This window comes from Candidatus Pelagibacter sp. PS_11 (assembly GCF_059417975.1).
The window spans coordinates 760495-782332 of sequence record NZ_CM182075.1 but is presented as its reverse complement, the minus strand read 5'-3'; the positions used below and the strand labels follow the sequence as shown (position 1 = coordinate 782332).

The 21838-nt window shown below is 28.8% G+C and carries 27 protein-coding genes; 17 read left to right on the top strand and 10 right to left on the bottom strand.

The window, feature by feature from the left end:
- Positions 1–19: 19 nt before the first annotated feature.
- The 5 genes from AC5SLT_RS04140 to AC5SLT_RS04120 all read left to right on the top strand — a co-directional run bounded on the left by AC5SLT_RS04140 (position 20) and on the right by AC5SLT_RS04120 (position 2929).
- Positions 20–718 (top strand): AzlC family ABC transporter permease, encoded by a 699-nt coding sequence (locus AC5SLT_RS04140; RefSeq protein ID WP_027307051.1) that lies wholly within the window; start codon positions 20–22, stop codon positions 716–718.
- Positions 718–1035: an AzlD domain-containing protein gene (locus AC5SLT_RS04135; RefSeq protein WP_006996661.1), complete on the top strand. Its 318-nt coding sequence runs from the start codon at positions 718–720 to the stop codon at positions 1033–1035. The genes AC5SLT_RS04140 and AC5SLT_RS04135 overlap by 1 nt, the downstream gene beginning before the upstream one ends.
- Positions 1005–1952: a DMT family transporter gene (locus tag AC5SLT_RS04130; RefSeq protein WP_494591271.1), complete on the top strand. Its 948-nt coding sequence runs from the start codon at positions 1005–1007 to the stop codon at positions 1950–1952. The genes AC5SLT_RS04135 and AC5SLT_RS04130 overlap by 31 nt, the downstream gene beginning before the upstream one ends.
- A gap of 44 nt (positions 1953–1996) precedes the next feature.
- Positions 1997–2365: a TlpA family protein disulfide reductase gene (locus tag AC5SLT_RS04125; RefSeq protein WP_006996663.1), complete on the top strand. Its 369-nt coding sequence runs from the start codon at positions 1997–1999 to the stop codon at positions 2363–2365.
- 138 nt (positions 2366–2503) lie between these two features.
- A complete protein-coding gene (locus AC5SLT_RS04120; protein ID WP_006996664.1) occupies positions 2504–2929 on the top strand; it encodes a hypothetical protein in 426 nt (141 codons plus the stop codon).
- A gap of 9 nt (positions 2930–2938) precedes the next feature.
- Here AC5SLT_RS04120 and AC5SLT_RS04115 read toward each other — a convergent pair whose 3' ends face one another.
- From AC5SLT_RS04115 to AC5SLT_RS04105, 3 genes are read right to left on the bottom strand one after another with little or no spacing between them, the layout of a single operon-like run.
- Complete coding sequence (locus tag AC5SLT_RS04115) at positions 2939–3952, bottom strand: MBL fold metallo-hydrolase (RefSeq protein ID WP_020169551.1); 1014 nt, start codon at positions 3950–3952, stop codon at positions 2939–2941.
- Between the two features lie 36 nt (positions 3953–3988).
- Positions 3989–5308 carry an MATE family efflux transporter gene (locus AC5SLT_RS04110; RefSeq protein ID WP_494591270.1) on the bottom strand — a complete coding sequence of 440 codons (1320 nt, stop codon included), beginning with the start codon at positions 5306–5308 and terminating at the stop codon, positions 3989–3991.
- Entirely contained in the window at positions 5309–6262 is a 954-nt protein-coding gene (locus tag AC5SLT_RS04105) for an ADP-ribosylglycohydrolase family protein (protein WP_494591269.1), read from the bottom strand.
- 51 nt (positions 6263–6313) lie between these two features.
- Here AC5SLT_RS04105 and AC5SLT_RS04100 point away from each other — a divergent pair, with 51 nt between their 5' ends.
- Both AC5SLT_RS04100 and AC5SLT_RS04095 read left to right on the top strand, forming a co-directional pair.
- Positions 6314–7027, top strand: a complete 714-nt coding sequence (locus AC5SLT_RS04100) for a class I SAM-dependent methyltransferase (protein ID WP_494591268.1) — start codon at positions 6314–6316, stop codon at positions 7025–7027.
- A complete protein-coding gene (locus tag AC5SLT_RS04095) occupies positions 7003–7707 on the top strand; it encodes a formylglycine-generating enzyme family protein (RefSeq protein ID WP_494591267.1) in 705 nt (234 codons plus the stop codon). Before AC5SLT_RS04100 ends, AC5SLT_RS04095 begins: the two co-directional genes overlap by 25 nt.
- A gap of 3 nt (positions 7708–7710) precedes the next feature.
- On the opposite strand, the gene AC5SLT_RS04090 is transcribed toward AC5SLT_RS04095, so the two are convergent.
- Positions 7711–8238: a cytochrome b gene (locus tag AC5SLT_RS04090; protein WP_494591266.1), complete on the bottom strand. Its 528-nt coding sequence runs from the start codon at positions 8236–8238 to the stop codon at positions 7711–7713.
- Positions 8239–8256: 18 nt separating this feature from the next.
- Here AC5SLT_RS04090 and AC5SLT_RS04085 point away from each other — a divergent pair, with 18 nt between their 5' ends.
- Positions 8257–8700, top strand: coding sequence for a c-type cytochrome (locus AC5SLT_RS04085; protein ID WP_494591265.1), 444 nt, complete (start codon positions 8257–8259; stop codon positions 8698–8700).
- A 50-nt stretch (positions 8701–8750) separates the two neighbouring features.
- The gene (locus tag AC5SLT_RS04080; protein ID WP_494591264.1) at positions 8751–11180 is read left to right on the top strand and encodes an FAD-dependent oxidoreductase; all 2430 of its coding nucleotides are present in this window, start codon (positions 8751–8753) and stop codon (positions 11178–11180) included.
- On the opposite strand, the gene AC5SLT_RS04075 is transcribed toward AC5SLT_RS04080, so the two are convergent.
- Positions 11177–11401, bottom strand: a complete 225-nt coding sequence (locus tag AC5SLT_RS04075; RefSeq protein WP_271499606.1) for a DUF2798 domain-containing protein — start codon at positions 11399–11401, stop codon at positions 11177–11179. The genes AC5SLT_RS04080 and AC5SLT_RS04075 overlap by 4 nt on opposite strands.
- A 63-nt stretch (positions 11402–11464) precedes the next feature.
- Here AC5SLT_RS04075 and AC5SLT_RS04070 point away from each other — a divergent pair, with 63 nt between their 5' ends.
- The 4 genes from AC5SLT_RS04070 to AC5SLT_RS04055 all read left to right on the top strand — a co-directional run bounded on the left by AC5SLT_RS04070 (position 11465) and on the right by AC5SLT_RS04055 (position 15279).
- Entirely contained in the window at positions 11465–11980 is a 516-nt protein-coding gene (locus tag AC5SLT_RS04070) for a hypothetical protein (protein WP_494591263.1), read from the top strand.
- A gap of 108 nt (positions 11981–12088) precedes the next feature.
- Positions 12089–13537 (top strand): sodium:solute symporter family transporter, encoded by a 1449-nt coding sequence (locus AC5SLT_RS04065; protein WP_494591262.1) that lies wholly within the window; start codon positions 12089–12091, stop codon positions 13535–13537.
- 49 nt (positions 13538–13586) lie between these two features.
- Positions 13587–14522 carry an ABC transporter ATP-binding protein gene (locus tag AC5SLT_RS04060; protein WP_494591261.1) on the top strand — a complete coding sequence of 312 codons (936 nt, stop codon included), beginning with the start codon at positions 13587–13589 and terminating at the stop codon, positions 14520–14522.
- Complete coding sequence (locus AC5SLT_RS04055) at positions 14512–15279, top strand: ABC transporter permease (protein ID WP_494591260.1); 768 nt, start codon at positions 14512–14514, stop codon at positions 15277–15279. The genes AC5SLT_RS04060 and AC5SLT_RS04055 overlap by 11 nt, the downstream gene beginning before the upstream one ends.
- Before the next feature lie 28 nt (positions 15280–15307).
- Here AC5SLT_RS04055 and AC5SLT_RS04050 read toward each other — a convergent pair whose 3' ends face one another.
- Complete coding sequence (locus tag AC5SLT_RS04050; RefSeq protein WP_494576249.1) at positions 15308–15712, bottom strand: carbonic anhydrase; 405 nt, start codon at positions 15710–15712, stop codon at positions 15308–15310.
- A 118-nt stretch (positions 15713–15830) separates the two neighbouring features.
- Between AC5SLT_RS04050 and rseP the strand changes: the two genes are divergently transcribed.
- The 3 genes from rseP to AC5SLT_RS04035 all read left to right on the top strand — a co-directional run bounded on the left by rseP (position 15831) and on the right by AC5SLT_RS04035 (position 18828).
- The gene (gene rseP / locus AC5SLT_RS04045) at positions 15831–16964 is read left to right on the top strand and encodes an RIP metalloprotease RseP (RefSeq protein ID WP_494591259.1); all 1134 of its coding nucleotides are present in this window, start codon (positions 15831–15833) and stop codon (positions 16962–16964) included.
- 140 nt (positions 16965–17104) lie between these two features.
- Positions 17105–17380: an HU family DNA-binding protein gene (locus AC5SLT_RS04040; protein ID WP_006997102.1), complete on the top strand. Its 276-nt coding sequence runs from the start codon at positions 17105–17107 to the stop codon at positions 17378–17380.
- A gap of 146 nt (positions 17381–17526) precedes the next feature.
- Positions 17527–18828 (top strand): ammonium transporter family protein, encoded by a 1302-nt coding sequence (locus AC5SLT_RS04035; RefSeq protein WP_271499448.1) that lies wholly within the window; start codon positions 17527–17529, stop codon positions 18826–18828.
- Positions 18829–18880: 52 nt separating this feature from the next.
- On the opposite strand, the gene bcp is transcribed toward AC5SLT_RS04035, so the two are convergent.
- Both bcp and AC5SLT_RS04025 read right to left on the bottom strand, forming a co-directional pair.
- Positions 18881–19348 carry a thioredoxin-dependent thiol peroxidase gene (bcp, locus tag AC5SLT_RS04030; RefSeq protein ID WP_271499451.1) on the bottom strand — a complete coding sequence of 156 codons (468 nt, stop codon included), beginning with the start codon at positions 19346–19348 and terminating at the stop codon, positions 18881–18883.
- Complete coding sequence (locus AC5SLT_RS04025; RefSeq protein ID WP_494591258.1) at positions 19341–20342, bottom strand: glycosyltransferase family 2 protein; 1002 nt, start codon at positions 20340–20342, stop codon at positions 19341–19343. Before AC5SLT_RS04025 ends, bcp begins: the two co-directional genes overlap by 8 nt.
- Positions 20343–20374: 32 nt before the next feature.
- On the opposite strand from AC5SLT_RS04025, the gene AC5SLT_RS04020 reads away from it, so the two are divergent.
- Complete coding sequence (locus AC5SLT_RS04020; RefSeq protein WP_271499457.1) at positions 20375–20758, top strand: rhodanese-like domain-containing protein; 384 nt, start codon at positions 20375–20377, stop codon at positions 20756–20758.
- 1 nt (position 20759) lies between these two features.
- On the opposite strand, the gene AC5SLT_RS04015 is transcribed toward AC5SLT_RS04020, so the two are convergent.
- Together AC5SLT_RS04015 and AC5SLT_RS04010 are read right to left on the bottom strand one after the other, a co-directional pair.
- On the bottom strand, positions 20760–21338 hold the full coding sequence (locus AC5SLT_RS04015; protein ID WP_494591257.1) for a 2-hydroxychromene-2-carboxylate isomerase: 579 nt from the start codon (positions 21336–21338) through the stop codon (positions 20760–20762).
- Complete coding sequence (locus tag AC5SLT_RS04010) at positions 21331–21804, bottom strand: ABA4-like family protein (RefSeq protein ID WP_271499464.1); 474 nt, start codon at positions 21802–21804, stop codon at positions 21331–21333. The genes AC5SLT_RS04015 and AC5SLT_RS04010 overlap by 8 nt, the downstream gene beginning before the upstream one ends.
- Positions 21805–21838: the final 34 nt, after the last annotated feature.

Sequence of the window (21838 nt, the reverse complement as noted above, 5' to 3'; positions counted from 1 at the left end):
TACAAAATCCTAAATTAAAATGAATAAAAGATTTAAAACATTGTCCAAGGGGATTATTGATGTAAGCCCTTTAATGATACCGGTAGTTCCGTTTGGAATTATATACGGCGTTATTGGAATGGAAGTGGGTTTGAGTGCCTATATGACATTTGGTATGTCTATTATAATTTTTGGTGGAGCTTCTCAAATTGTTTTATTACAATTATTCTCTGGCGGTGCATCATCATTAGTTACAATCACATCAGTTACCGCAGTAAACTCTAGACATTTACTATATGGTGCGGTTTTTTCTGAATATCTTTCTCACTTAAAACTGAGATGGAAAATTATATTATCCTATGTATTAATTGATCAAGCATTTGCTGTTTCAAATATTTATTTTAAAAAAAATAAAGAAAATAAATTTAAACACTACCATTTATTAGGAGCTGGTTTTACCTGTTGGACTATTTGGCAGATATCAACAATTTTAGGTATAGTTCTTGGATCGGTAGTACCTGAAGAGTTAGGTTTAAGTTTTACTATTTCTTTAACATTTTTAGCTTTGTTAATTGATGATTTTAGAAAGTATAAAAATATTATTGTAATGTTAGTCTCAGGAATTGTTGCAACTGTTGGGTATAATACAATACCATTTCAAGCTTACATTATTATAGCAACACTGTCAGCTTTATCGGTTGCTACTATAATCACATTAATTGACCGGAAGAAAAAGTAATGCATTGGACGACAATTATTTATTGTGGAATTTTGACTTACCTAACTAGATTTTCTATGATTTTTTTCTTAAAAAAAGATATTCTAAACGAAAAGACAAAAAAAGTTTTGTCTTACGTTCCATCAGCCATTTTTCCGGCAATAATATTCCCTCCTATATTTCTTGATGCCACAGGATCTATAGATATTGATAGTAATCCCAAGATACTAGCAGCTATAATTGCGATAATTATTGGATATTTTAGTAGAAGTATTATTGTAACTATTCTTGTTGGACTTGCCTCATATTGGTTCTTAATTTTTGTATATTACCAATAAAAAAGCCTATATTTACTCACAAAATGTTTCCTAAAGTTAAAATTAACAATGAGTTATTGGGCATACTTTATATGCTTTTATGTCAGTTTTCATTTGCAACAAATGATGCTTTTGTAAAAAACATATATGAACATTTCGATGAAATATTTGTTTTAAATCAAATAATTTTTATAAGAGGGATTTTTACACTACTATTTATAGTATTATTTCTTTACATAAAAAAACAATTAAATTTTAAGTTAATTTTTTCTTCGACAGAACTAAAGATAAGAGGGCTTCTTGAATCTTTAGCCGCATTATTTTTTTTTATTGGTATTGCCTTACTACCGTTTGCAAAAGTTTATATTCTATTAAGTATGGCACCAATTATCTTAACTGCATTTGGGGCAATCTTTATGAATGAAAAAGTAAGATGGAGAAGATGGAGTGCTGTAATTTTAGGTTTTATTGGAGTGGTAGTAGTTGTTAATCCAGGGAAATTAGAGTTTGGTTATTATTTTATATTTCCAATCTTAGCAGCAATCATGCTTTCAATTAGAGACATGTACACAAAAAATTTTAAAAAAGATTATCACAGTCTTCAAACTGCATTTATGACATGTTTTGTTGTGACTATTTTTTTTGGAATATTAAGTATTTACAAATTTTATGATTTTACGTTAAAAGATATTTTTATTTTATTTATTTCTGCTTTTTTTTTAGCAATGGGTTATATTTTTTCAATTGCAACTATCAAGATTGCACTTGTGTCTGTTACATCAACTTTTAGATATTCAGTGATTTTATGGGGCATTATTTATGGATATTTTTTATTTGATGAAGTTCCTTCGACTAATAGTTATATTGGAGCATTAATTATTATAATTAGTGGTTTAATTATCATATCGAGACAGAAACAAATTGGGGTTATAAAATAAAACAATGAGTTGTTAATTAACCATGTATCTTATACATTAAGACTATGAAAAAAATATTCATCATAATTTTTACACTGATTTCATTTAACTCATTTGCTGTAGATAAAAGTACTACTTTTAATAATGAAATTTTTGAAAAAGCGCAACTTGATGGAAAAATAGTTGTTATAAATTCTTGGAATGAAACATGCACAACCTGTAAGGCTCAAATTAAGATCCTGAATCAAGCCGAAAAAGACTTTGAGGACATCCTCTTTTTAAGCTTTGAGCAAGAAAAGCATAAGACTATTGCAAAACAGCTAGGAATTGACTATTGGACAACAATTGTAATTTACCAAAATAACAAAGAGGTCTATAGAAGCATTGGTCAAATGAATAAAGACAAAATTTATTCTGCTATAAAATCTCTTTAATTTTTAAACAACATCATCATAGTAAAGTTAAAAATAATCGTATTTTAAAGATTTTATTATCTTGTATATTACAGTTTTAGTAGTAGATAATCAGAAATTATACCCATTTAATAACACTTTTTTACACACTCTATAAAAATGAAAAAAAAGAAAATTGTTAAAGATAGCTACATTGTGAGAACAAAAAAAAGAATACTTAGAGACACAATAGAAACAGAAAAAAAATATACTACTAATTTTAAAGACATTAGAAATTACTTTAAGATTTTTAATAAATCTTTATTTAATAATAAACTCAACCCTTTTAACGATGTAATGATTAAAAGAATAGTAAGAGGATCAGGGCAATGTGTTGAATATATCTCTTATAGAAAAGGTACAAATAAATTTGTACTTGAGATGATGCCTAAGTATAAAAATAAAATGGAGTTTTTAAATACTTTATCTCATGAAATGGTTCACTTATGGCAACAAACAATTAAAAAAGATACTGGTAATCATAATAAATTATTTTTTAGTTTTAGAAATAAATTTAAAAGATTAAATTTAAAGTTAAGTTATTAAATTCTAATTTTATAAATCTAAACCTTCTTTTTTCCAATTCTTAAGGCCACCAATTAAGTGAAAACAATTGGTAAATTGATAAGATTTTGATAATTGAACTGCTAGAGTTGATCTATGACCATGTGCGCAATAAAATAAAATTCTTTTATCTTTTAAAGTATTTTTGTTTTGTTGTAGATACTCGTTAATTTCTGGAAAACGAACCACTGTACTATTTTTAATCATACCATCTTTATCTATTTCATTTTGCTCTCTAAGATCAATTAAAATTGACTGAGCATCATTTTTAATTTCATTAAATTTTTCTGGTTCGACACCGTTATTTACTTTTTGTCTATTAAAATCTATTCCTAATTGTAAATTACTAGGAACTGCAACATCCATCATACTTGGATTAGGCAAATTTAAATTATTCATAATTTCGATATATTGATCTGCAGAACTTACCTGCAGTCTTGGGTTGAATTTTTTTTCTTCTATTATGGTACTGACCATCTCTCCTTTATAATCATGAGCAGGGTAAACTAATGTTTCATCTGGAAGTTTTAAAAGTTTATTAAAAATAGAATTATACGAATCTCTTGCATTTCCATTTTGAAAATCTGTTCTACCGGTTCCTCTAATTAATAATGCATCTCCAGTGAAAACCCTATCATTCATTAAGAAGCTAAAACTTTCTATGGTGTGACCTGGGGTATAAATTGCCTGTAATTCTAAGCCATCAATTTTAATTGTCTCTTCATCGGCAACTTGCATTGCAACCACATCAGCAGGGGTTTTGTCACCCATTACTGTAACGCAATTCGTTTTATCTCTTAGTTCGGCAATACCTGAGATATGGTCAGCATGGATATGAGTATCAATAACTTTTACTAACTTTAAATCTAGTTCTTTAAGAAGCTTAATATATTGTTCAACATTTTCTAACACTGGATCAATGATTAAGGCCTCTCTTCCTTTTGCAGAAGCTATTAGGTATGTAAATGTACTTGAGACTTTATCAAAGAGTTGTCGAAATAACATTGATTTAGAATATCATCATATTGGTGCTAGTTAAATTTATTTAACTTTACGAAATCTTAAATAAATTCTGTCTAAGTAATAAAATAAAGATAAAGCCCTTAGCACCATAAACAAGCATAAAGATATCCAGATACCTGTATTACCCATTAATTTTGTTAAATATAAAGACATTAATAGATAAGAAAATACAGAAAAAATCATGGCATTTCTAAGCTCTTTTGTTTGTGATGCACCAATAAATATTCCATCAAATTGATAACAAAATGATGAAATTAAAGGCATTAGTATTAGCCATACTGCATAAGAAGAACTTAGATTTCTAATAGTTTCAATATCAGACATTAGTGTAATGACGTGTTTGTTAATAAAAAAATAAATTATCGAAATAATTAATCCAGTAAGGGTGCTTAAAATAAAAGAGTTTTTAACAATTTTTTTAAACAAGCTTATATCTTTTTTACCTAAAGAATAACCAACCATACCTTCGGTTGAAAATGCATAAGCATCAAGAATGAAAGCAGACAAAAAGACCAGGTTAATAAGAATTGCATTTGCTGCAATGTAATCTTCACCTATTTGACTGCCAAGGTAAGTAAACCAAAAAAATGAAAAGGTTAATAATATAGTTCTAACAAATATATTTAGATTAATATTAAAAATGTTTTTAAGTTTATTTAGATCTATTAATTCATTAATATTGATATTGATTTTAGACATTTTATTTAGATACCAAAATGTATAAATTAAAAAAGTTGCAGCTATCAAAAGTGCAGAGACTAAGGTCCCATAAGCAACCCCTTTAATATTCAAATCAAATTTTGAAACTAAAATAATACTTAAAATAATATTTAGAATTGAAAAAAGACCAACCGCTAAACTTGAAATTTTAGTCTTCTGTAATCCGACAAATAAACCAGTTATAATATAAAGGGTTAGTTCACCAGGTGCTGAATAAATTCTTATTTGAAAGTAATCCTGATAAAATTGCCTAGTAGTATCTGATAAATTAAAAATACCCACACTTAGATTAAATATATAACTTTGTAATAAAATTAAGATCAATGAAATTAGTAAAACAAAGAATAAATTTCGAATAACAATATTAAATACTTCTGTATAATCTCCTTTACCATACGCTTGTGAAACCAGACCCACAGTTCCCATCCTTAAAAACCCAAAGCTCCAAAAAATCATAGAAAATAAATTAGCAGCAACAGAAGTTGCTGATAAGTATGACAAGTTACCAAGATTACCCATTAAACCAGTATCAATAATACCAACTAATGGAATAGCCAAATTTGCAAAGAAAATTGGAATAGATAATTTTAAAATGTATTTAATGGAGGGGTTTTGCATTTAAGCAATAAATTTCAGTATAGATTTTGCAGGATTTGTTTTTTTAATCCAATCTTGAGGAATACCTTTTAAACCTTTATAGGCTGCAAAATAAGCACCGACAAAATTAGCACGTGAACAATTGCATCCACCAGCTTTAATTGTTTTAATAACTGCAGTTTTAAAACTTTTAGAGGTTATGATTGCATGTATTCCTCCATTAAAAGTACCTGGATAACTACAAGCTTTACCAAATTTCTTTACAACGAAATTATGGGGTTTTGACTTTACCTTTTTAACTTTTTTGATGTTTTCAATGACATTTTTAAAGTATTTATTTTTTATATTTTTTCTTAAAAAGCTATTAACTGGATCCTTGTCCCCCTTATCAGCTAAATCAATAATCTTAAGTTTTGCCAATGCAAATTGTTCGTTAATTTTGCCATTAGCAACCGTTTTTATAACTTGTTTTGTTTTCTGCTCTGAATTATTTGAAAAATAAAAGGGTAGGCTTGCACAATACCCATCAGACTCGTTAACTTTAGTCCCACCTGTGATAGTTTTCTTTAATTTAATATTTTTGATAGTTTCTAAAATATTTTGATGGATCCATGGACCTTTCATGGCTGTTTTCCACTTAATTTTTTTGTATTTTTTTCTTAAAGATAAATTTTTCCAATATCTTGACCTTGGTCCAAAATTTTTGACAATATTATTTTTAAAAAGTTTAATAACCTCTTTATGATTAGTGGTCTTAGTTAATGTTTTAAACATTACTTGACCTACATCATTGTAACCAGAAACTTCTCCTGTTTTTATAGAATAGAATGGAGATCTATTTTGTTTAAAGAATGCAATATTCTTTTTTCCTTTAATATAAGATTTTAGTTTTTTTTCATCATAGACCCAATGCAAAGGTCGGGCTGCTGCATCTGCAACAGTTGCGCCAAGAAATATATGTAACTTTTTAAACATGAGTTACTAATACTTTATTTAAATATAAGTTAAAATGTTTTAAATTAGGTAATGTTAAGTATAAAAAATTGGGATAACAAAACTTGGATTTCATCAGCTAAATATATCCAATCATTCAATAATTTTTTATTAAAACAAAAAAAACTAACCAAATACTCAAAAATTCTAGATATTGGTTGTGGCCGAGGTAAGATAATGGGTTCGTTATCCTCTAAACTCAAATTAATTAATAAGCCTGTTGGACTTGATATTGAAAATCACAAAGATTTTGACAAAAGAATCATTTTTAGAAAAACAAATGCAATCAAATATCTCAAAAATAATAAAAAAAAATTTGATTTAATACTGATCAAGCAAACTATTCATTTATTTAATTTAAAGGATATTAAGAAGATTTTAGCCCACTCATATTCTAGTTTGAACATTGGAGGAATTATTTTAATCTTAACCTTAGATACAAAAGATAATGAAATACCTACATTTTTTCTAATGAAACAAAAACTTACTCAATCATTTAAAAGAGATAATCTAATTTGGAAAAAACTACTTCAACTTAATATAAAAAAAACTATCTCCAAATTTAATTTTAAAGTTAAAATCAAAAAAAATATTTACTTAAAGATGATAAGACAACGTTATATATCAACTTTATTAAAGTTTAGTTCACTTCAAATTTTAAATGGCATTAATGAAATTAACCTAAAATATAAAAAAGATATTTTATTCAACGATAAGCTCAAATGTATAATATTTACAAAAGTATAAAGTATTTCTCGATATTTTTATTAATCTTACCAATTAAAGTATTTAGTTTTGAAAATGAGAAAATTAACTTTGGAAAATTTTCACTAAATAAATATGAAGTAACAATTATGGAGTTTAATAATTATACAATTAAAAACCAAGTCATTACCGAAGCTGAAAAAAATGGTGGAGGTTACGAATGGGGTGCTGGTTGGGTTAAACGTGATAATTGGAATTTTAAAACACCTTATGGAAAAAAACCTGATAGTGAATTAGAGCCTGCTGTTCATTTAAGTAGATTTGAAGTTGAAAATTATTGTAAATTTATGAATGGCCGATTACCTACATTTGAGGAGTGGTCTTATGCTGCTTACACTCAAATATTTAATTCTGATAAATTTATTAAAGATAAAACTTATAGATACCCTAGTGGAGATATAGCTAAAGAAATGAACTCCCAAGGTTTATTAAATTATGACAAGCATGTAGATGTCACAATATTACCAGAAGGCATAAATGGATTAGTTGCTATGGGTGGTAATGTTTGGGAGTGGGTGGATGATCAAGAAAAAAATAATTCTTTAACAGCGGGGGCCTCCTGGTGGTATGGAGGTTCAAAGACCAGTATTAATGGAGCTCAATATAAACCCTCAAACTTTTATGCAATCTATGTTGGTTTTAGATGTGCATTTGATAATTAAAAATTATAAAATTCTCTTTAAAATATTCCCTTTTAATAAAAATTTATGAAACAGTACTGCTAAAATATGAAGACTTATTAAACCAATTAGAATGTAGTTTGCTAATATGTGAATTGAATAAAACTGTTCTGAGAGCTCAAAATTATAAGTTAGATTAACTTTTTTGAAAAAAATAACTAAGCTTTCACCATTAAATAATTTCTTAAAAATACCCGATATAGTTATTGTTAATAAAGCTAAATATAAAAAAAAGTGGTTTAACTTTGCTAGAAGTTTTTGACCAGGAAAAGCATTGTCATTGAAATTTGGTGTAGGAGATAATAGTTTAAAAGTCAGCCTTATTAGAGTTGTATAAAATAGGATTAATCCAAATAATATATGATAATTTTCTATATCAACCCTAGTTTGATCAAAGTCTAAATCTACCAAGTAAAAGCCTAGTGGTATTTGAATTAGTAATCCTGCGGCAGTTAGCCAATGGATTAATTTGGCAAGTAATCCATGTTTTGATATGTTATTAAATATAGACATGTTTAAATTAAACATATTATGACATTAATTAAAAATACTTTATTTTTTATCTTTATATTATTTTATACTTTCAGTGCTTTTTCTGAGCAAACAGCAGAAGAGATTATTAAAGAAAGACAATCTATTTTTAGTAAAAATTACAAAACGGCAAAAAGAATTAATAGTCTTGCATCTAATGGAAGTTTAGATGAAGCAAAAATATTAATGATTGAAATGAGTGATAATTATAAAAGATTATTAGATCTCTTCCCTGAAAATTCAAAAACTGGATTTGAAACAGAAGCACTACCTTCTATTTGGGAAAATAAAGATGAATTTAATTTATTAATGACAAAAGCTTCAAGTAATATGATTGAGTTAACATCTGCTATTGATGAAACAGAAGATATGAAGGCAACTCTTGGAAAATATATGTGGAGTAGTTGTAAATCTTGTCATTCGAAATTTAGAGCTGAGCACTAAATAAAATTTAAATAGTAAATCCATTTCTTGAATGATATCTTTTATTAATCATGGATAAAATTCAGTCTCATGCAAAATTAGCCATTATTGGTGGTGGTATAATGGGTGTTAGTCTCTTATATCATTTAACTAATGAAGGTTGGACAGACATTGTTTTAATTGAGAAGAGTGAACTTACGTCGGGATCAACTTGGCATGCAGCTGGGCAATGTCCTCATATGTTAAGCAGTTTAAGCCTCGCAAAAATCCATTTACATTCAACAAACTTATATAAATCTTTAGAAAAAGAAACTGGTCAAGCAACAGGTTTTCATGAAACGGGTAGTTTAAGGCTTGCTTATAAGAAAGAAGACCTTGAATGGTTCCATCACACAAAAGGTATATTAGACGTAGTAGGCTCTCCTTGTGAAATTATTACCACAAATGAAATTAAAAAATATCATCCATTTATTAAATTAGATGGAATCGTTGGTGCATTTTACACACCAGAAGATGGATATACAGACCCCACAAGCACAACGAACGCAATGGCAAAAGGTGCAAGAGATGCTGGTGCTAAAATTTATCGTAACAATAGAGTAACAAACATTAAACAATTACCATCAAAGGAATGGAAGTTAATTACTGAAAAAGGTGAAATTACTTGTGAGCACGTTGTAAATGCTGCGGGAAGTTTTTGTCCTGAAGTGGGTGAAATGGCTGGACTAAAAAACATTCCAAGTATTAATATGGTTCACCAATATTTAGTAACTGAGTCTCATCCAGCAATTGAAAAATTAGAAAAAGAACTTCCTGTTGTAAGAGATCCAGATTCCTCATCTTATTTAAGACAAGAAGGAAAAGGATTATTAATTGGTCCTTACGAACAAGATGTAGAAGCTTGGGCCTTAGATGGAATGGATTGGAAATTTGACATGGAATTACTTGAGCCTGATCTAGATAGAATTGAAAAACATCTTGAAAAAGGGATGGATAGAATTCCTGAATTTAAAGATGTGGGTATTAAAAAAATAATTTGTGGACCGATCACACACACACCAGATGACAATTTTTTAGCAGGACCTGCACCGGGTCTTAAAAATTTTTGGATGTTTTGTGCAGCTAGTATCGGAATAGCTCATGGTGGGGGAGCTGGAAAATATATGGCACAACAAATTGTTCATGGAGACTCTGAAATTAATATGCTTGAATTTGAACCCCGTAGATACATGAGTTGGGTTAATAAAAATTATTCAATTGAGAAATCAAAAGAGCAATACAGAAGAATGTATGTAACGCCTATGCCTCACGAGACAGTTGAAGCTGGAAGACCAATGAAAACATCAGGTATTTATAAAAAATTAAAAGATCAAGGAGCGGAATATTACGATTTATATGGCTGGGAAAAACCTGCTTGGTTTAATAAAGAAAATATAACAGAAGAGTTAAGCTATAGTAGAAACAACATACATTCTATAATTCAAAAAGAATGTGAACATGTTTCAGAACATGTTGGAATTATAGATTTAAGCACTTTTTCTAAGTATGAAATAACAGGGGAGGATAGCTCCACTTTTCTAGATAGACTTTGCTCAAATATTATTCCAAAAAAAAATGGCAGTATAGCCTTAACACATATACATAATAAAATTGGCCGAATTCAAAGTGAGCTAACTATCACTAAAGTAAAAGATAATCATTACTATGGCTTATCTGCAGCATTATCTGAAATAAGAGATTTAGATTGGTTTAATCAAAATAAATTAAAAAATGAAAAAGTTGATATTAAAAATATTACTAATGAATATGGTGTTCTTGGATTAATTGGTCCAAAATCAAGAGAATTACTAGCAAAAACCACAAAAGAAAATATTGAAAATGAAAATTTCCCTTGGTTAAAAGCAAAAGAAATTGAAATTAATAATATAAAAGTTTTAGCTTTAAGAGTGAATTACATGGGAGAATTAGGTTGGGAACTTCACGTTTCAATGAATAAATTAGAAGAACTTTATGATTTATTAATGGATGCAGGTCAAAATTTAAAAATAATAAATTTTGGATCTCATGCCATGAATTCAATGAGAATGGAAAAAGGATATCGTGGTTGGGGAACTGAATTAACTCCTGAAATTAGTATAGTTGAAGCAGGTTTAGATCGGTTTTTTAACTTAGATAAAAAAAGTGAATTTATTGGATCAAAAGTAATTGATAAAAAATTAAAAGAAGGAATTAAAATAAAGCTAGTTTATTTAGAGGTAGAGGCAAATACAGCAGATGTTTTGGGTAATGAGCCAGTGTACCATAACAATGAAAGAGTTGGCTTAACTACTTCTGGTGCTTATGGATTTAGGGTAAACAAAAGTTTAGCCTTTGCATATGTGAATTCTAATTTAGTAAAAGTTGGAACTGAATTTCTAATAGATATTCAGGGACAAAAAATAAAATCAAAAATTATTGAAGAACCAGCATTTGATCCTAAAAATTTAAGATTGAAAAGTTAAGATTTAGTTAGTTTATCGGTAAGCTTTCTCGAGATTGGTGAAAAAAAATTTCCAGCTAAGAAAGCAAGTGGAAAAGCAAATAGCCAAGCAGTTCCCCACCGATGAAGAAAATCTCCTTCAAGACCAGTGTTAACAATAGTGATTACACAAGACATAAACACAGACATTCCCAAACTAATAAAAAATACAAAAATAATTGAATAATATTTTTTTGAAATCATTAATGCTTGTCTATATTATTCGATGAATTATACAATTAAGCTTATTAAATAAAAATTTATAAAATGCTATCTGATAAAATTAAAGAGTATCTAAATGAGTATATTAGTCAGGAAGTTTACGTTCAAGTAGCCATTGCTAAGGGTAAAAATAAAATTTCAACCAATGCTGCAATCAACAAATACTTTGAAAGTAATCACTTTCAAGGTTTAGCTGAAGGTAAACCCTACAATACTTTTTTAGATGATCTTAAAGATAAATGTTTAGGAAAATTAGTTAACTCTCCAATGAAAGATAGTAAAACGGAAGATGAGATTATTATTGAACTTCAGAATAAACTTAATACTTCAGATATTGGTGAATTAAATGATACTTACTGGGAAGTTGAAACTGGTGAATATTTAAGAGGAGCAGATATTAAAGAAATTGAACTAGAGAGAGACACCTTAATTAAATTTTTAACTTCAAAAGATGAAGCACATGAAACAGTAAGTACTCTTTGCAAAAATTATGAAAAATTGTGTAAGGAAAAGTACCCTGAAGCACCATTACCTTTAGAAATATTAGATACTAAGCAATAAGTTTCTCTTTAATATTCTAAATTATAGTCTATAAAAATTGTTAGGGGTGTCGTAACTGACTGAGAATAAACCCTAATAACCTGTCCGGTAATTCAGAAAGGGAGAACAATGGATAAAGCATACTTTATAAGTCAATCAACATCATTAACACTCGTCATAACTATAAGCTTAATCTTTACAATAGTTGGATTAATTTACTCTAAAAAATATCAAGGAATTAACAATTATCTAACTGCGAATAGAAACATTGGTTTCTTTTCACTAACCACAAGCCTAATTGCATCAGCACTTGGGGCTTGGATTTTATTTGGTCCAGCTTCTGCTGCAACATGGGGTGGAATAGGGGCTGTGATTGGTTATGCCTTAGGTACAGCTTTTCCAATGATTTTTTTAATTTCACTTGGAAAAAAAATAAGAACTGAATTTCCAAAAGGCTCAACGCTAATTGAATTTTTAAGAAAAAGATTTGGTAAGAGTTTATTTAAACTTATTTTACTGATGACGGTATTTTATATGTTCGTCTTTTTATGTGCAGAAGTAACAGCTGTTGCCATATTAATAAACTATATTTCAGGAACTGAGCTTTGGATCACCTCTTTAATTATTCTGATCGCAACGCTTGCTTATACTTTATATGGTGGCTTAAGAGCTTCAATTTTTACAGATAATATTCAAATGATCGTAATTGTAGCTTTATTGTTAATTTCAGTTTTTTATCTAACTTCATTTATAGGTGATCAGTTTTCTTTTTCATTTATTAAAGAAAAAAGTCCTCATTTATTAAGTGCGAGTTATATTCCAAACTATACTGCAGGATTAACGTTCTTTATCGCGGTTGCTGCAACTAATCTTTTTCACCAAGGAAATTGGCAAAGAGTTTATGCAGCAAAAAATAACGAAGTTTTAAAGAAAAGTTTAATAGTTGCATTTATTGTAATTATTCCAATAGTCTTTTTTATGGGCTTTAGTGGTTTGGTTGCGGTATCAGTTAACCCAAAAGTTATTCCTGATCTTGGTTTTTTTTCTCTATTGTTAAGTGAACAGACAGAATTTTTATCATTAATAATTGTAATACTTGGTCTATCTTTAACAATTAGTACGGTTGATACTTTAGTTAACGCTATTTCAAGCTTAATTGTAGTTGATGGTAAAGCGACTTTAAATTTAGATAAAAAAACTAATTACTTAACATTATCAAAATATTTTATAGTAGCACTTTCAATTGTAGCTTTTGCAATTGCTTCAAAAGGGTTTAGTGTTTTATATTTATTCCTACTTGCTGATTTATTTTGTTGTGCGTTTGTGCTTACTGTTTTCTACAGTTTCTATAACAAGAAGTTGAATGAACAAACAGCATATATTTCAATTATTATTGGATTAATTGGAGGGTTTCTTTTATTTCCAGCGCCTGATTTTTCAAAGAGCTTACTAGTTGGTATAATTTTACCGAGTGATACTTTTCCAGCTTTTGTCTCTCAATCATTGTTGTTTTTATCTTTTATTATTGCAACATTTCTACCAATAGTATTTTGGAAAATAAAAGGCTCTAAAAAATAGACCTAATAATTTGTAAAAGGTGTATTAATAACTATATACACCTTAACAAATGTCTGAGATTCAAATATCCATTAACAACTTATCAAAAGTTTATGATAATGGCTTTAAAGCCCTCAATAATGTTAGCCTTAAAGTAAAACAAGGTGAAATCCTTGCTATGCTTGGACCTAATGGTGCTGGCAAAACTAGTTTAATTAGTATTATTTGTGGAATTGTTAAACCTTCTTCAGGCACAGTTACAATTGATAATTTTGATATTATAAAAGATTATAGAGAGACAAGATCAAGAATAGGTCTTGTTCCTCAAGAATTAAATTTAGAATCCTTTGAAACAGTTTTTGATACTGTATCCTATTCTAGAGGATTATATGGCAAAGCCCCTAAACCGGAGCATATTGAGAAAATTTTAAAAGATTTAAGTTTATGGGATAAAAAAGATCAAAGATTAAGACAATTATCAGGTGGAATGAAAAGAAGAGTTTTAATTGCAAAAGCCTTATCTCATGAACCTAAAATACTATTCCTTGATGAACCAACAGCTGGAGTTGATGTTGAGCTTAGAAGGGATATGTGGATGGTTGTTGATGACCTTAGAAAAAAAGGGGTTACAATTATTTTAACCACTCATTACATTGAAGAAGCTGAGGCTATAGCTGATCGTGTAGCTGTAATTAATCAAGGTGAAATTATTGTAGTTGAGGATAAAAAAGAATTAATTAAGAAAATGGGACACAAAAAACTAACCATTGAATTGCAGAAAAAAATTACAGAAATTCCAGAAGATTTATCTAAGTATAATCTTGAAATAAGTGAAGAGCAGATGTCATTAATTTATACTTATAATGTTCAGGCTGAAAAAACGGGTATTACGGATTTATTGCAAGATATAAAAGATACTGGCTTAAAGTTAAAAGATTTAAAAACAGAACAAAGTACATTAGAGAAAATATTTGTTGATTTAGTAAAGGAGAATAATGAAATTTAACTATTACGGCTTTAAAGCTATTTATGTTCATGAGATGAATAGATTTATAAGAACTATAGGTCAATCTCTTCTATCCCCCGTAATATCTACATCATTATATTTTGTTGTTTTTGGTTCAGTTATTGGAAATTATATTCAAAAAATTGATGGGGTTAGTTATGGGTCTTACATTGTACCAGGTTTATTAATGTTAACACTCCTTACTCAATCAATAAGTAACACTTCGTTTGGAATCTTTTTTCCAAAATTTAATGGAACTATTAATGAAATTTTAGCAGCACCCATTTCAACACTTGAAACCGTTCTAGCTTTTGTAGGGGCAGGAGCCACTAAAACTTTAGTTGTTGGTGCTGTAATTTATGCAACCGCCTCGTTTTTTGCTGATGTGAGTGTTATGCATCCAATGTTAATGATATTTTTATTAGTGTTAGTTTCTTTTACTTTTGCTTTATTTGGATTTTTAATTGGAGTGGTTAGTAAAAACTTTGAGCAGATGTCAATTATTCCATCATTAGTCATTACTCCAATGGTATTTTTAGGAGGCAGTTTATACTCTCTTGATATGCTGCCACCATTTTGGCAAACAATTTCATATTTTAATCCAGTAGTTTATCTAATAGATGGCTTAAGATTTTCTTTCTACGGCGTCTCTGATTTTGATATTTGGATTAGTATTAGTTCGATGGTTTTCTTTTTAATGGTTTGTATTACCCTTGTGACTATCCTGCTTAAAAAAGGCTACAATATTAAAAGTTAACTCACTTTCATTTTAAGATTAATAATTACTAAAGTTTTATAATTTTTTGATTTAATTTCATGATATGAAATTCTAAACGAAGCTTAGGAAATTTTTTATTTAATAGTTGTTTTAGTTTTTGATAAGAAGTTTTGTGAATTTCATTCTCATCTAAATCTTTTTTACCTTCGGCAATTTTAATCGCCCCACAGTCTTCATGGTTTATAACAATGAGTTTACTTATTTTATGAAGTTCAATTGAAGCTGATAAATTATCAATAAATGTTTGATGCCATTTTTTAAATTTATTATGAGTAACCCCGATAGCTCCACCTGCAATAGTAAATGAGCTATACTTTCCAGTTAAGTTCTTTTTTTTAGTAAATTTATAGACTAGGGATTGGAACCTTGGATCCATACAAGAAAGAACCATTGCTTTAAATTTTTTTTGCATAAAAATTAATTAATAAAATTTAAATACAAAATTTTTTTTTATTTGTCATTAATTTGTTTATTTTTTAAATGAATTGACTATTGAGAACAGCCTTAAAGTCAGTTAGAGTGTAATTATTATGCTATCTTATATATTGCCTTTTATTGCTTTAATTGTTGTGGTGGTGTTTATCCATGAGTATGGGCATTATTATTTTGCTAAACGATACGGTGTAGGAGTTACTGATTTTTCAATTGGTTTTGGTAAAGAAATTTTTGGTTGGAATGATAAATCGGGAACTCGTTGGAAGGTTTGCGTCATACCTCTTGGGGGATATGTTAAGTTTTTTGGTGATAGAAACGTTTATAGCCAAGCAGATAATGACAAAATTATAAAAGAATATAGTAAAGAAGATCAAGATAAACTGTTTGTACTAAAGCCTTTATATCAAAGAGCTTTAATTGTATTTGGTGGCCCTTTAGCTAACTTTTTATTAGCAATCCTAATATTTTTCTCAGTTTATACCTTTGCTGGAAAAGATTTTACACCAGCTGTAATTAACGAAGTTCAAAAGGATAGTCCTGCAATGGTAGCTGGTCTTAAAGACAATGATATTGTGGTCTCTATTGATGGCAATGAGGTTACAAGTATTATGGAAGTTTCAAAATATATCATGATGTCTACTGATGAATTTATCAATTTTACAGTAAACAGATATGATCAAGACTTAACCTTTAGAGTAAAACCGAATATTGTTGAAGGAGAAGATAATCTTGGAAATAAAATCAGTAAACGTATGGTTGGTATTAAACTTGGTGCTTATAATAATGAGGTAAATCACGTTAAACTCGGTCCTACGAAAGCATTGTTTTATGCGGTTAATGAAGTTTATTATGTAAGCTCTTCTTCTCTTAAATATATTGGAAGCATGCTCACTGGAAATGGTGACACTTCACAGTTAGGTGGTCCAATTCGAATAGCAAAAATTAGCGGACAAGTTGCAGAATTTGGAATTTTACCTTTTATAAGCCTTATGGCGTATATTTCTATTAGTTTAGGGTTAATAAACTTGTTCCCAATTCCAATGTTAGATGGTGGGCACTTAATGTTTTACGGAATTGAAAAGGTATTAGGGCGTCCATTATCACAAAAAACTCAAGAAGGTTTTTTTCGAATCGGCATGTTTTTATTGCTATCATTGATGTTTTTTACAACGTTTAATGACCTAAAAGACGTTGGTTTATTTAAGTTTTTTAATAATTATATTTCTTAAATAATCCTTTAAAATCAACATTTATTTAACAAATCACTATATATTGGGGTTTTTATTTTAGTAGACACTAATAAAAAGCTTGATTTATGAGGTTTAATGTAAATTATGTGAAAATAACCAATAAAACCGGAGCTAAATAAATGAACAAAAAACAATTAATAGCACAACTTTCAGGTTCTTTAAACCTAAGTAAAGCTGATGCTGAGCGTACTTTTGATACTATTACAAACACTATTCTAGATGCTTTAAAAGGTGACGATACAGTGAAAATTGCTGGATTTGGAACTTACAAAGTAGCAAAAAGAAAAGCTAGAGTTGGAAGAAATCCTAGAACTGGAGAGCAAATTCAAATCGGTGCTTCTCAAAAAGTTAAGTTCTTACCAGCTAAAGCACTTAAAGAAATATTTAATAAGTAATTAAATACCAAATTCATTAACAGCCTTTTACAGAAATGTAACAAGGCTGTTACTATATGCAATCACTGCATACCTAAATTTCCCAATCAACATTAGTTTTCAAGTTCATCCAAAATATAAGTGGAAACTTAAACATGGAGGTCTTAATGATAAAAATAATAAAAAAAATATCAGTTCCACTTATTAGTTTATTTTTTTTAATAAACATGAGTAGTGCTGGAATAGCAGAAACAACTATTTCTGCTGAAGTAGGGTTTGTATTTAATACACTCCTATTTTTAATTTGTGGTTTTTTAGTAATGTTCATGGCGGCAGGCTTTGCAATGCTTGAGTCAGGAATGGTTACTTCTAAAAGTGTTTCTGTAATTTGTGCAAAAAATATTGGTTTGTATGCAATTTCAGGAATTATGTTTTGGTTAGTTGGTTACAATTTAGCATACGGTATACCAGAAGGTGGATATATAGGTACATTTGCACCTTGGTCAGATTCAAGTTCACTAGAGACAGGCTATTCAGCTGGATCAGATTGGTTTTTCCAAATGGTATTTTGTGCAACAACAGTTTCAATTTGCTCAGGAGCAATGGCTGAAAGAATTAAGTTATGGCCATTCTTTTTATTTGCAGCAATTTTATCTGGTGTTATTTATCCTATAGTAATGGGATGGCAATGGGGTGGAGGCTGGTTAGCAACTATTGGATTTTCTGATTTTGCTGGATCAACTCTAGTTCACTCAACTGGGGGTGCTGCTGCACTTGCTGGAATTATAATACTTGGTCCAAGATTTGGAAGATTTGATAGTAAAGGCAATCCAAAGGCTATTCAACCATTTGCAGCATCATCAATTCCATTAGTAACTATTGGTGTGTTTGTATTATGGTTAGGTTGGTTTGGATTTAATGGTGGTTCTCAATTAGCATTAGGTTCATTTGCTGATGCAGTGGCTATTTCAACAATCTTTATTAATACTAATTTAGCAGCTTGCGGAGGTGTATTAGCTGCAGCCGTAGTTACAAGATTATTGTTTGGTAAAACTGATGTAATACAAATGTTAAACGGTGCAATTGGTGGGTTAGTTGCAATAACAGCTGAACCATTAGCACCATCTCCATTAGCAGCAATATTAATTGGTGCTGTGGGTGGTGTGATAGTTGTATTTGGAACTAAACTACTATTTTCATTTAAACTTGATGATGTAGTAGGTGCAATTCCAGCTCACATGTTTGCGGGTATTTTTGGAACTTTAATAGTACCGATCACAAATGCAGACGCAACATTCGGAGCACAGTTAATTGGTGTCTTATCAATTAATATTTTTGTTTTTGTAGTGGCTTACATAGTCTGGTCGATTATGAATAGTCTCTTTGGAATTAGATTGAGTAAAGAAGCTCAAGCCAAAGGTACAGATGTTACTGAAACAGGAGTAATTGCTTACGCAATCAGAGACTAATAAATAATATCTCTCTTATAGTTAGAAAATAGGCCCCTTAATTGGGGCCTTTTTAATTTCTAGAGTTTTTTAGGGTATCAAGCACTTCTTTAGCATGATCCTTAACTTTTACATTATCCCAAATTTTTACTATTTTACCATTTGGATCAATTAAGAAAGTTGTTCTCACTATTCCCATAAACTCTCTACCCATAAATTTCTTCTTAGCCCAAACTTTGTATTTTTTTAAAATATTAAGCTCTACATCAGATAAAAGATCAAATTTGATCTTAAATTTTTCTTTAAATTTATGGTGGCTTTTTAGATCATCCTTGGAAATACCAAAAATATCACAATTCAGTTTTTTAAATTTAGGTAATAATTTATTAAAATCATTAGTCTCAATTGTGCATCCTGGAGTGTCATCTTTAGGGTAAAAATAAAGAACCACATATTTACCAAGTGAATCTTTTAAAGAATAAATCTCACCATCTGTTGAGTTTAGTTTAAACAAAGGTGCTTTAGAATTAATTTTAAGCATTAGTTATATCGTTTTCATCCCATAATTTTTTATAATCAATAAATGGTGATAATCCATAACTAGAATTAACATTAGTTAAATGTAAAGATAAACTTTTTATAGGTGAAATACAAAATTCTTTTTTATAAATATTATTTAAATATTTTTCAAAGGGCTCATGTCTATCTAAACAAGTGTTATAAAAATTTTCCCAATATTTATTGAGCAAACTTTTTGTTGTCATGAATGTACATAAAGTTTGATTAACCGTTCGCCAGTGACGTTTATTACCAATTAAAATATTAGTTTTTTCATTATTCATGTAAAGGTATGGATAATCCGCAGGACACATAAAGATATCCCTATTTAATTGTGAAGCAATTCTTTCATAAGATGCAATCATTTCTTCCATCATAGGTTCAAAATGTAAGTAATCATCTTCAACAAAGAAAACTAAATCCTCACTATATTCTTTTGCTAACTCAAAAGACTGAAGTAGGCTCGCTAAATTAGAAAAAGTTTGATCATTTTTTTGTTGTTTGATTATATCTTTGTATTTTTCATGGTTTAAAGGAGTAAAACTTATATCTAAACTACTTTGATCTATAAGCTTCTTTAATTTATTTAGATTTTCTTCTTTAGAATTATCATCAACAATTATTGTCTTAAATTTAATGTTTGGGTATTTTTTTATAGAAAAGTTAACTGACTTTATTAATGAATTTAAAGCTTTTAAAGCATATTCAATTTTTGGTTGTTCAAATAATCTTCTTTTATTCTGATCCCATATTTCCACATCAGTATTAGTTCTAAATATAATTAATACAGAGCTAACTTTTTTAGTAATTTTTACCTCACCAAGCGGTAAAATAATTGAGTTTTCATTAATAATTGAAAGATTTTCATTTAATTGTTTCTCGAGTGTAGGTGAGCTAAAGTCACTTTGATCAATTATCTCGTAACCAAGAATTTTTGAAAGTTTAATAAATAATTTTTTAAGGATGTTTTTTTTCATGTAATTGTTTATAGTTATTTCTTTATAATATTATGACTATTAAATCATCACAAACTCTAGTCTCTGAAGCTTTAAGTAAGGTTAAAACTATTACTGCCGACGAAGCATTAAAGTTATCGAATGAGGATAAATGCACTTTAATTGATATTAGAGAAAAAGGTGAACTGGACAAAACAGGTAGAATTGAAAATTCAAATCATATACCTCGTGGAATGTTAGAGTTTTGGTTAGATCCAGAAGGTCCTTATTTTAAAAGTGGAAAAATTGACATGAATAAAGAAATGGTTTTGTTTTGTGCTGGTGGCCTAAGATCTGCTCTTGCAGCCAAATCTTTAAAAGAAATGGGTTTTGAAAATGTATCCCACATTGATGGGGGCTTTGCAGCAATAAGCCAAAGTGATTTTAAAATAGTTTAAACTATTTATTATATTCGTCTAAAGCAAATTCTAGACGATCTTGTCCCCAAAATATTTTATTATTAACAATAAAAGTGGGTGCTCCAAAAACTTCTTTTTCATGAGCATTTTTAGTGGCATCTTTTAATTTTTCTTTAATAATAGGATCTTTAATTGTTTCAAAAAAAATATCTTTATCAATTTTATACTGTTCAAGTATCTGTATTAAAATTTCTTCATTAGAGATATCCAAATCATCCTTCCAGTAAGCATCAAACATTGTTTTAATATATTGATCTTTCTTTGATGAATTAAAATTAAAATATCCACGCATGATATTTAATGAGTTTATAGGAAATTTAGAATTCCACTTAAAGTCAAAATTATTTTTTTTTGCAATTAATAGGCAGTCATTAATCATATGTTTTAACTTATGTTTGTTAAATGCTGGAGCTGTTATTCCTTCTAAATTATGAAGACCACCTAATAAAATTGGTTTATAATTTATTCTAATATCTTTTGGTAACGACTGGATCTTTTTGTAAGCTAAATATGCATAAGGACTTATGAAATCAAAATAGAAATCTATTTCTTTAGTCATATAGATTAATTCTTTTTGCGTAAAAAATTCTTATAATCCAATAAAGAGTAAGTCCAATAGGACCAATAAAATATGTTATTAATAATGGAAAAGACATTATTATTTTATTGATACCAAATTTTTGTGAGTCCTTAACAATCCATCCACCACAAAATAAATTGATAGATAAAAAATGAGTCCAAAATAAAATTAAGAAGGATTTATCATTGAATAAATAACCAATTGAATCTAAGCCCAAATATAATTCAAAGTTTTTAATAAAGTCATAGCCCTCGTTAAACAGCACATAAGTTAAATAGCCGTACGCAAAACTTAAAATAATAAAAGGAAAAATTGACGTAATAAAAACTCTACATATCTGTGACTGTGGAAAGAAGACTAATATCAACCAAAAAGGCAAGACACCTAGATTTAACCAAAGAAAAATCATTTCAATTGTAAAGTATGTATAAATTTGATCGATCATTTTTTAGTGTATTATATAATAAGCTATTGAGATT

Bases quoted from the DNA above. Each gene is read 5' to 3' on its own strand.
- AC5SLT_RS04140 (WP_027307051.1), top strand. From the start codon at position 20: ATGAATAAAAGATTTAAAACATTGTCCAAGGGGATTATTGATGTAAGC.
- AC5SLT_RS04135 (WP_006996661.1), top strand. From the start codon at position 718: ATGCATTGGACGACAATTATTTATTGTGGAATTTTGACTTACCTAACT.
- AC5SLT_RS04125 (WP_006996663.1), top strand. From the start codon at position 1,997: ATGAAAAAAATATTCATCATAATTTTTACACTGATTTCATTTAACTCA.
- AC5SLT_RS04120 (WP_006996664.1), top strand. From the start codon at position 2,504: ATGAAAAAAAAGAAAATTGTTAAAGATAGCTACATTGTGAGAACAAAA.
- AC5SLT_RS04115 (WP_020169551.1), bottom strand. From the start codon at position 3,952: ATGTTATTTCGACAACTCTTTGATAAAGTCTCAAGTACATTTACATAC.
- AC5SLT_RS04110 (WP_494591270.1), bottom strand. From the start codon at position 5,308: ATGCAAAACCCCTCCATTAAATACATTTTAAAATTATCTATTCCAATT.
- AC5SLT_RS04105 (WP_494591269.1), bottom strand. From the start codon at position 6,262: ATGTTTAAAAAGTTACATATATTTCTTGGCGCAACTGTTGCAGATGCA.
- AC5SLT_RS04100 (WP_494591268.1), top strand. From the start codon at position 6,314: ATGTTAAGTATAAAAAATTGGGATAACAAAACTTGGATTTCATCAGCT.
- AC5SLT_RS04095 (WP_494591267.1), top strand. From the start codon at position 7,003: ATGTATAATATTTACAAAAGTATAAAGTATTTCTCGATATTTTTATTA.
- AC5SLT_RS04090 (WP_494591266.1), bottom strand. From the start codon at position 8,238: ATGTCTATATTTAATAACATATCAAAACATGGATTACTTGCCAAATTA.
- AC5SLT_RS04085 (WP_494591265.1), top strand. From the start codon at position 8,257: ATGACATTAATTAAAAATACTTTATTTTTTATCTTTATATTATTTTAT.
- AC5SLT_RS04080 (WP_494591264.1), top strand. From the start codon at position 8,751: ATGGATAAAATTCAGTCTCATGCAAAATTAGCCATTATTGGTGGTGGT.
- AC5SLT_RS04075 (WP_271499606.1), bottom strand. From the start codon at position 11,401: ATGATTTCAAAAAAATATTATTCAATTATTTTTGTATTTTTTATTAGT.
- AC5SLT_RS04070 (WP_494591263.1), top strand. From the start codon at position 11,465: ATGCTATCTGATAAAATTAAAGAGTATCTAAATGAGTATATTAGTCAG.
- AC5SLT_RS04065 (WP_494591262.1), top strand. From the start codon at position 12,089: ATGGATAAAGCATACTTTATAAGTCAATCAACATCATTAACACTCGTC.
- AC5SLT_RS04060 (WP_494591261.1), top strand. From the start codon at position 13,587: ATGTCTGAGATTCAAATATCCATTAACAACTTATCAAAAGTTTATGAT.
- AC5SLT_RS04055 (WP_494591260.1), top strand. From the start codon at position 14,512: ATGAAATTTAACTATTACGGCTTTAAAGCTATTTATGTTCATGAGATG.
- AC5SLT_RS04050 (WP_494576249.1), bottom strand. From the start codon at position 15,712: ATGCAAAAAAAATTTAAAGCAATGGTTCTTTCTTGTATGGATCCAAGG.
- rseP (WP_494591259.1), top strand. From the start codon at position 15,831: ATGCTATCTTATATATTGCCTTTTATTGCTTTAATTGTTGTGGTGGTG.
- AC5SLT_RS04040 (WP_006997102.1), top strand. From the start codon at position 17,105: ATGAACAAAAAACAATTAATAGCACAACTTTCAGGTTCTTTAAACCTA.
- AC5SLT_RS04035 (WP_271499448.1), top strand. From the start codon at position 17,527: ATGATAAAAATAATAAAAAAAATATCAGTTCCACTTATTAGTTTATTT.
- bcp (WP_271499451.1), bottom strand. From the start codon at position 19,348: ATGCTTAAAATTAATTCTAAAGCACCTTTGTTTAAACTAAACTCAACA.
- AC5SLT_RS04025 (WP_494591258.1), bottom strand. From the start codon at position 20,342: ATGAAAAAAAACATCCTTAAAAAATTATTTATTAAACTTTCAAAAATT.
- AC5SLT_RS04020 (WP_271499457.1), top strand. From the start codon at position 20,375: ATGACTATTAAATCATCACAAACTCTAGTCTCTGAAGCTTTAAGTAAG.
- AC5SLT_RS04015 (WP_494591257.1), bottom strand. From the start codon at position 21,338: ATGACTAAAGAAATAGATTTCTATTTTGATTTCATAAGTCCTTATGCA.
- AC5SLT_RS04010 (WP_271499464.1), bottom strand. From the start codon at position 21,804: ATGATCGATCAAATTTATACATACTTTACAATTGAAATGATTTTTCTT.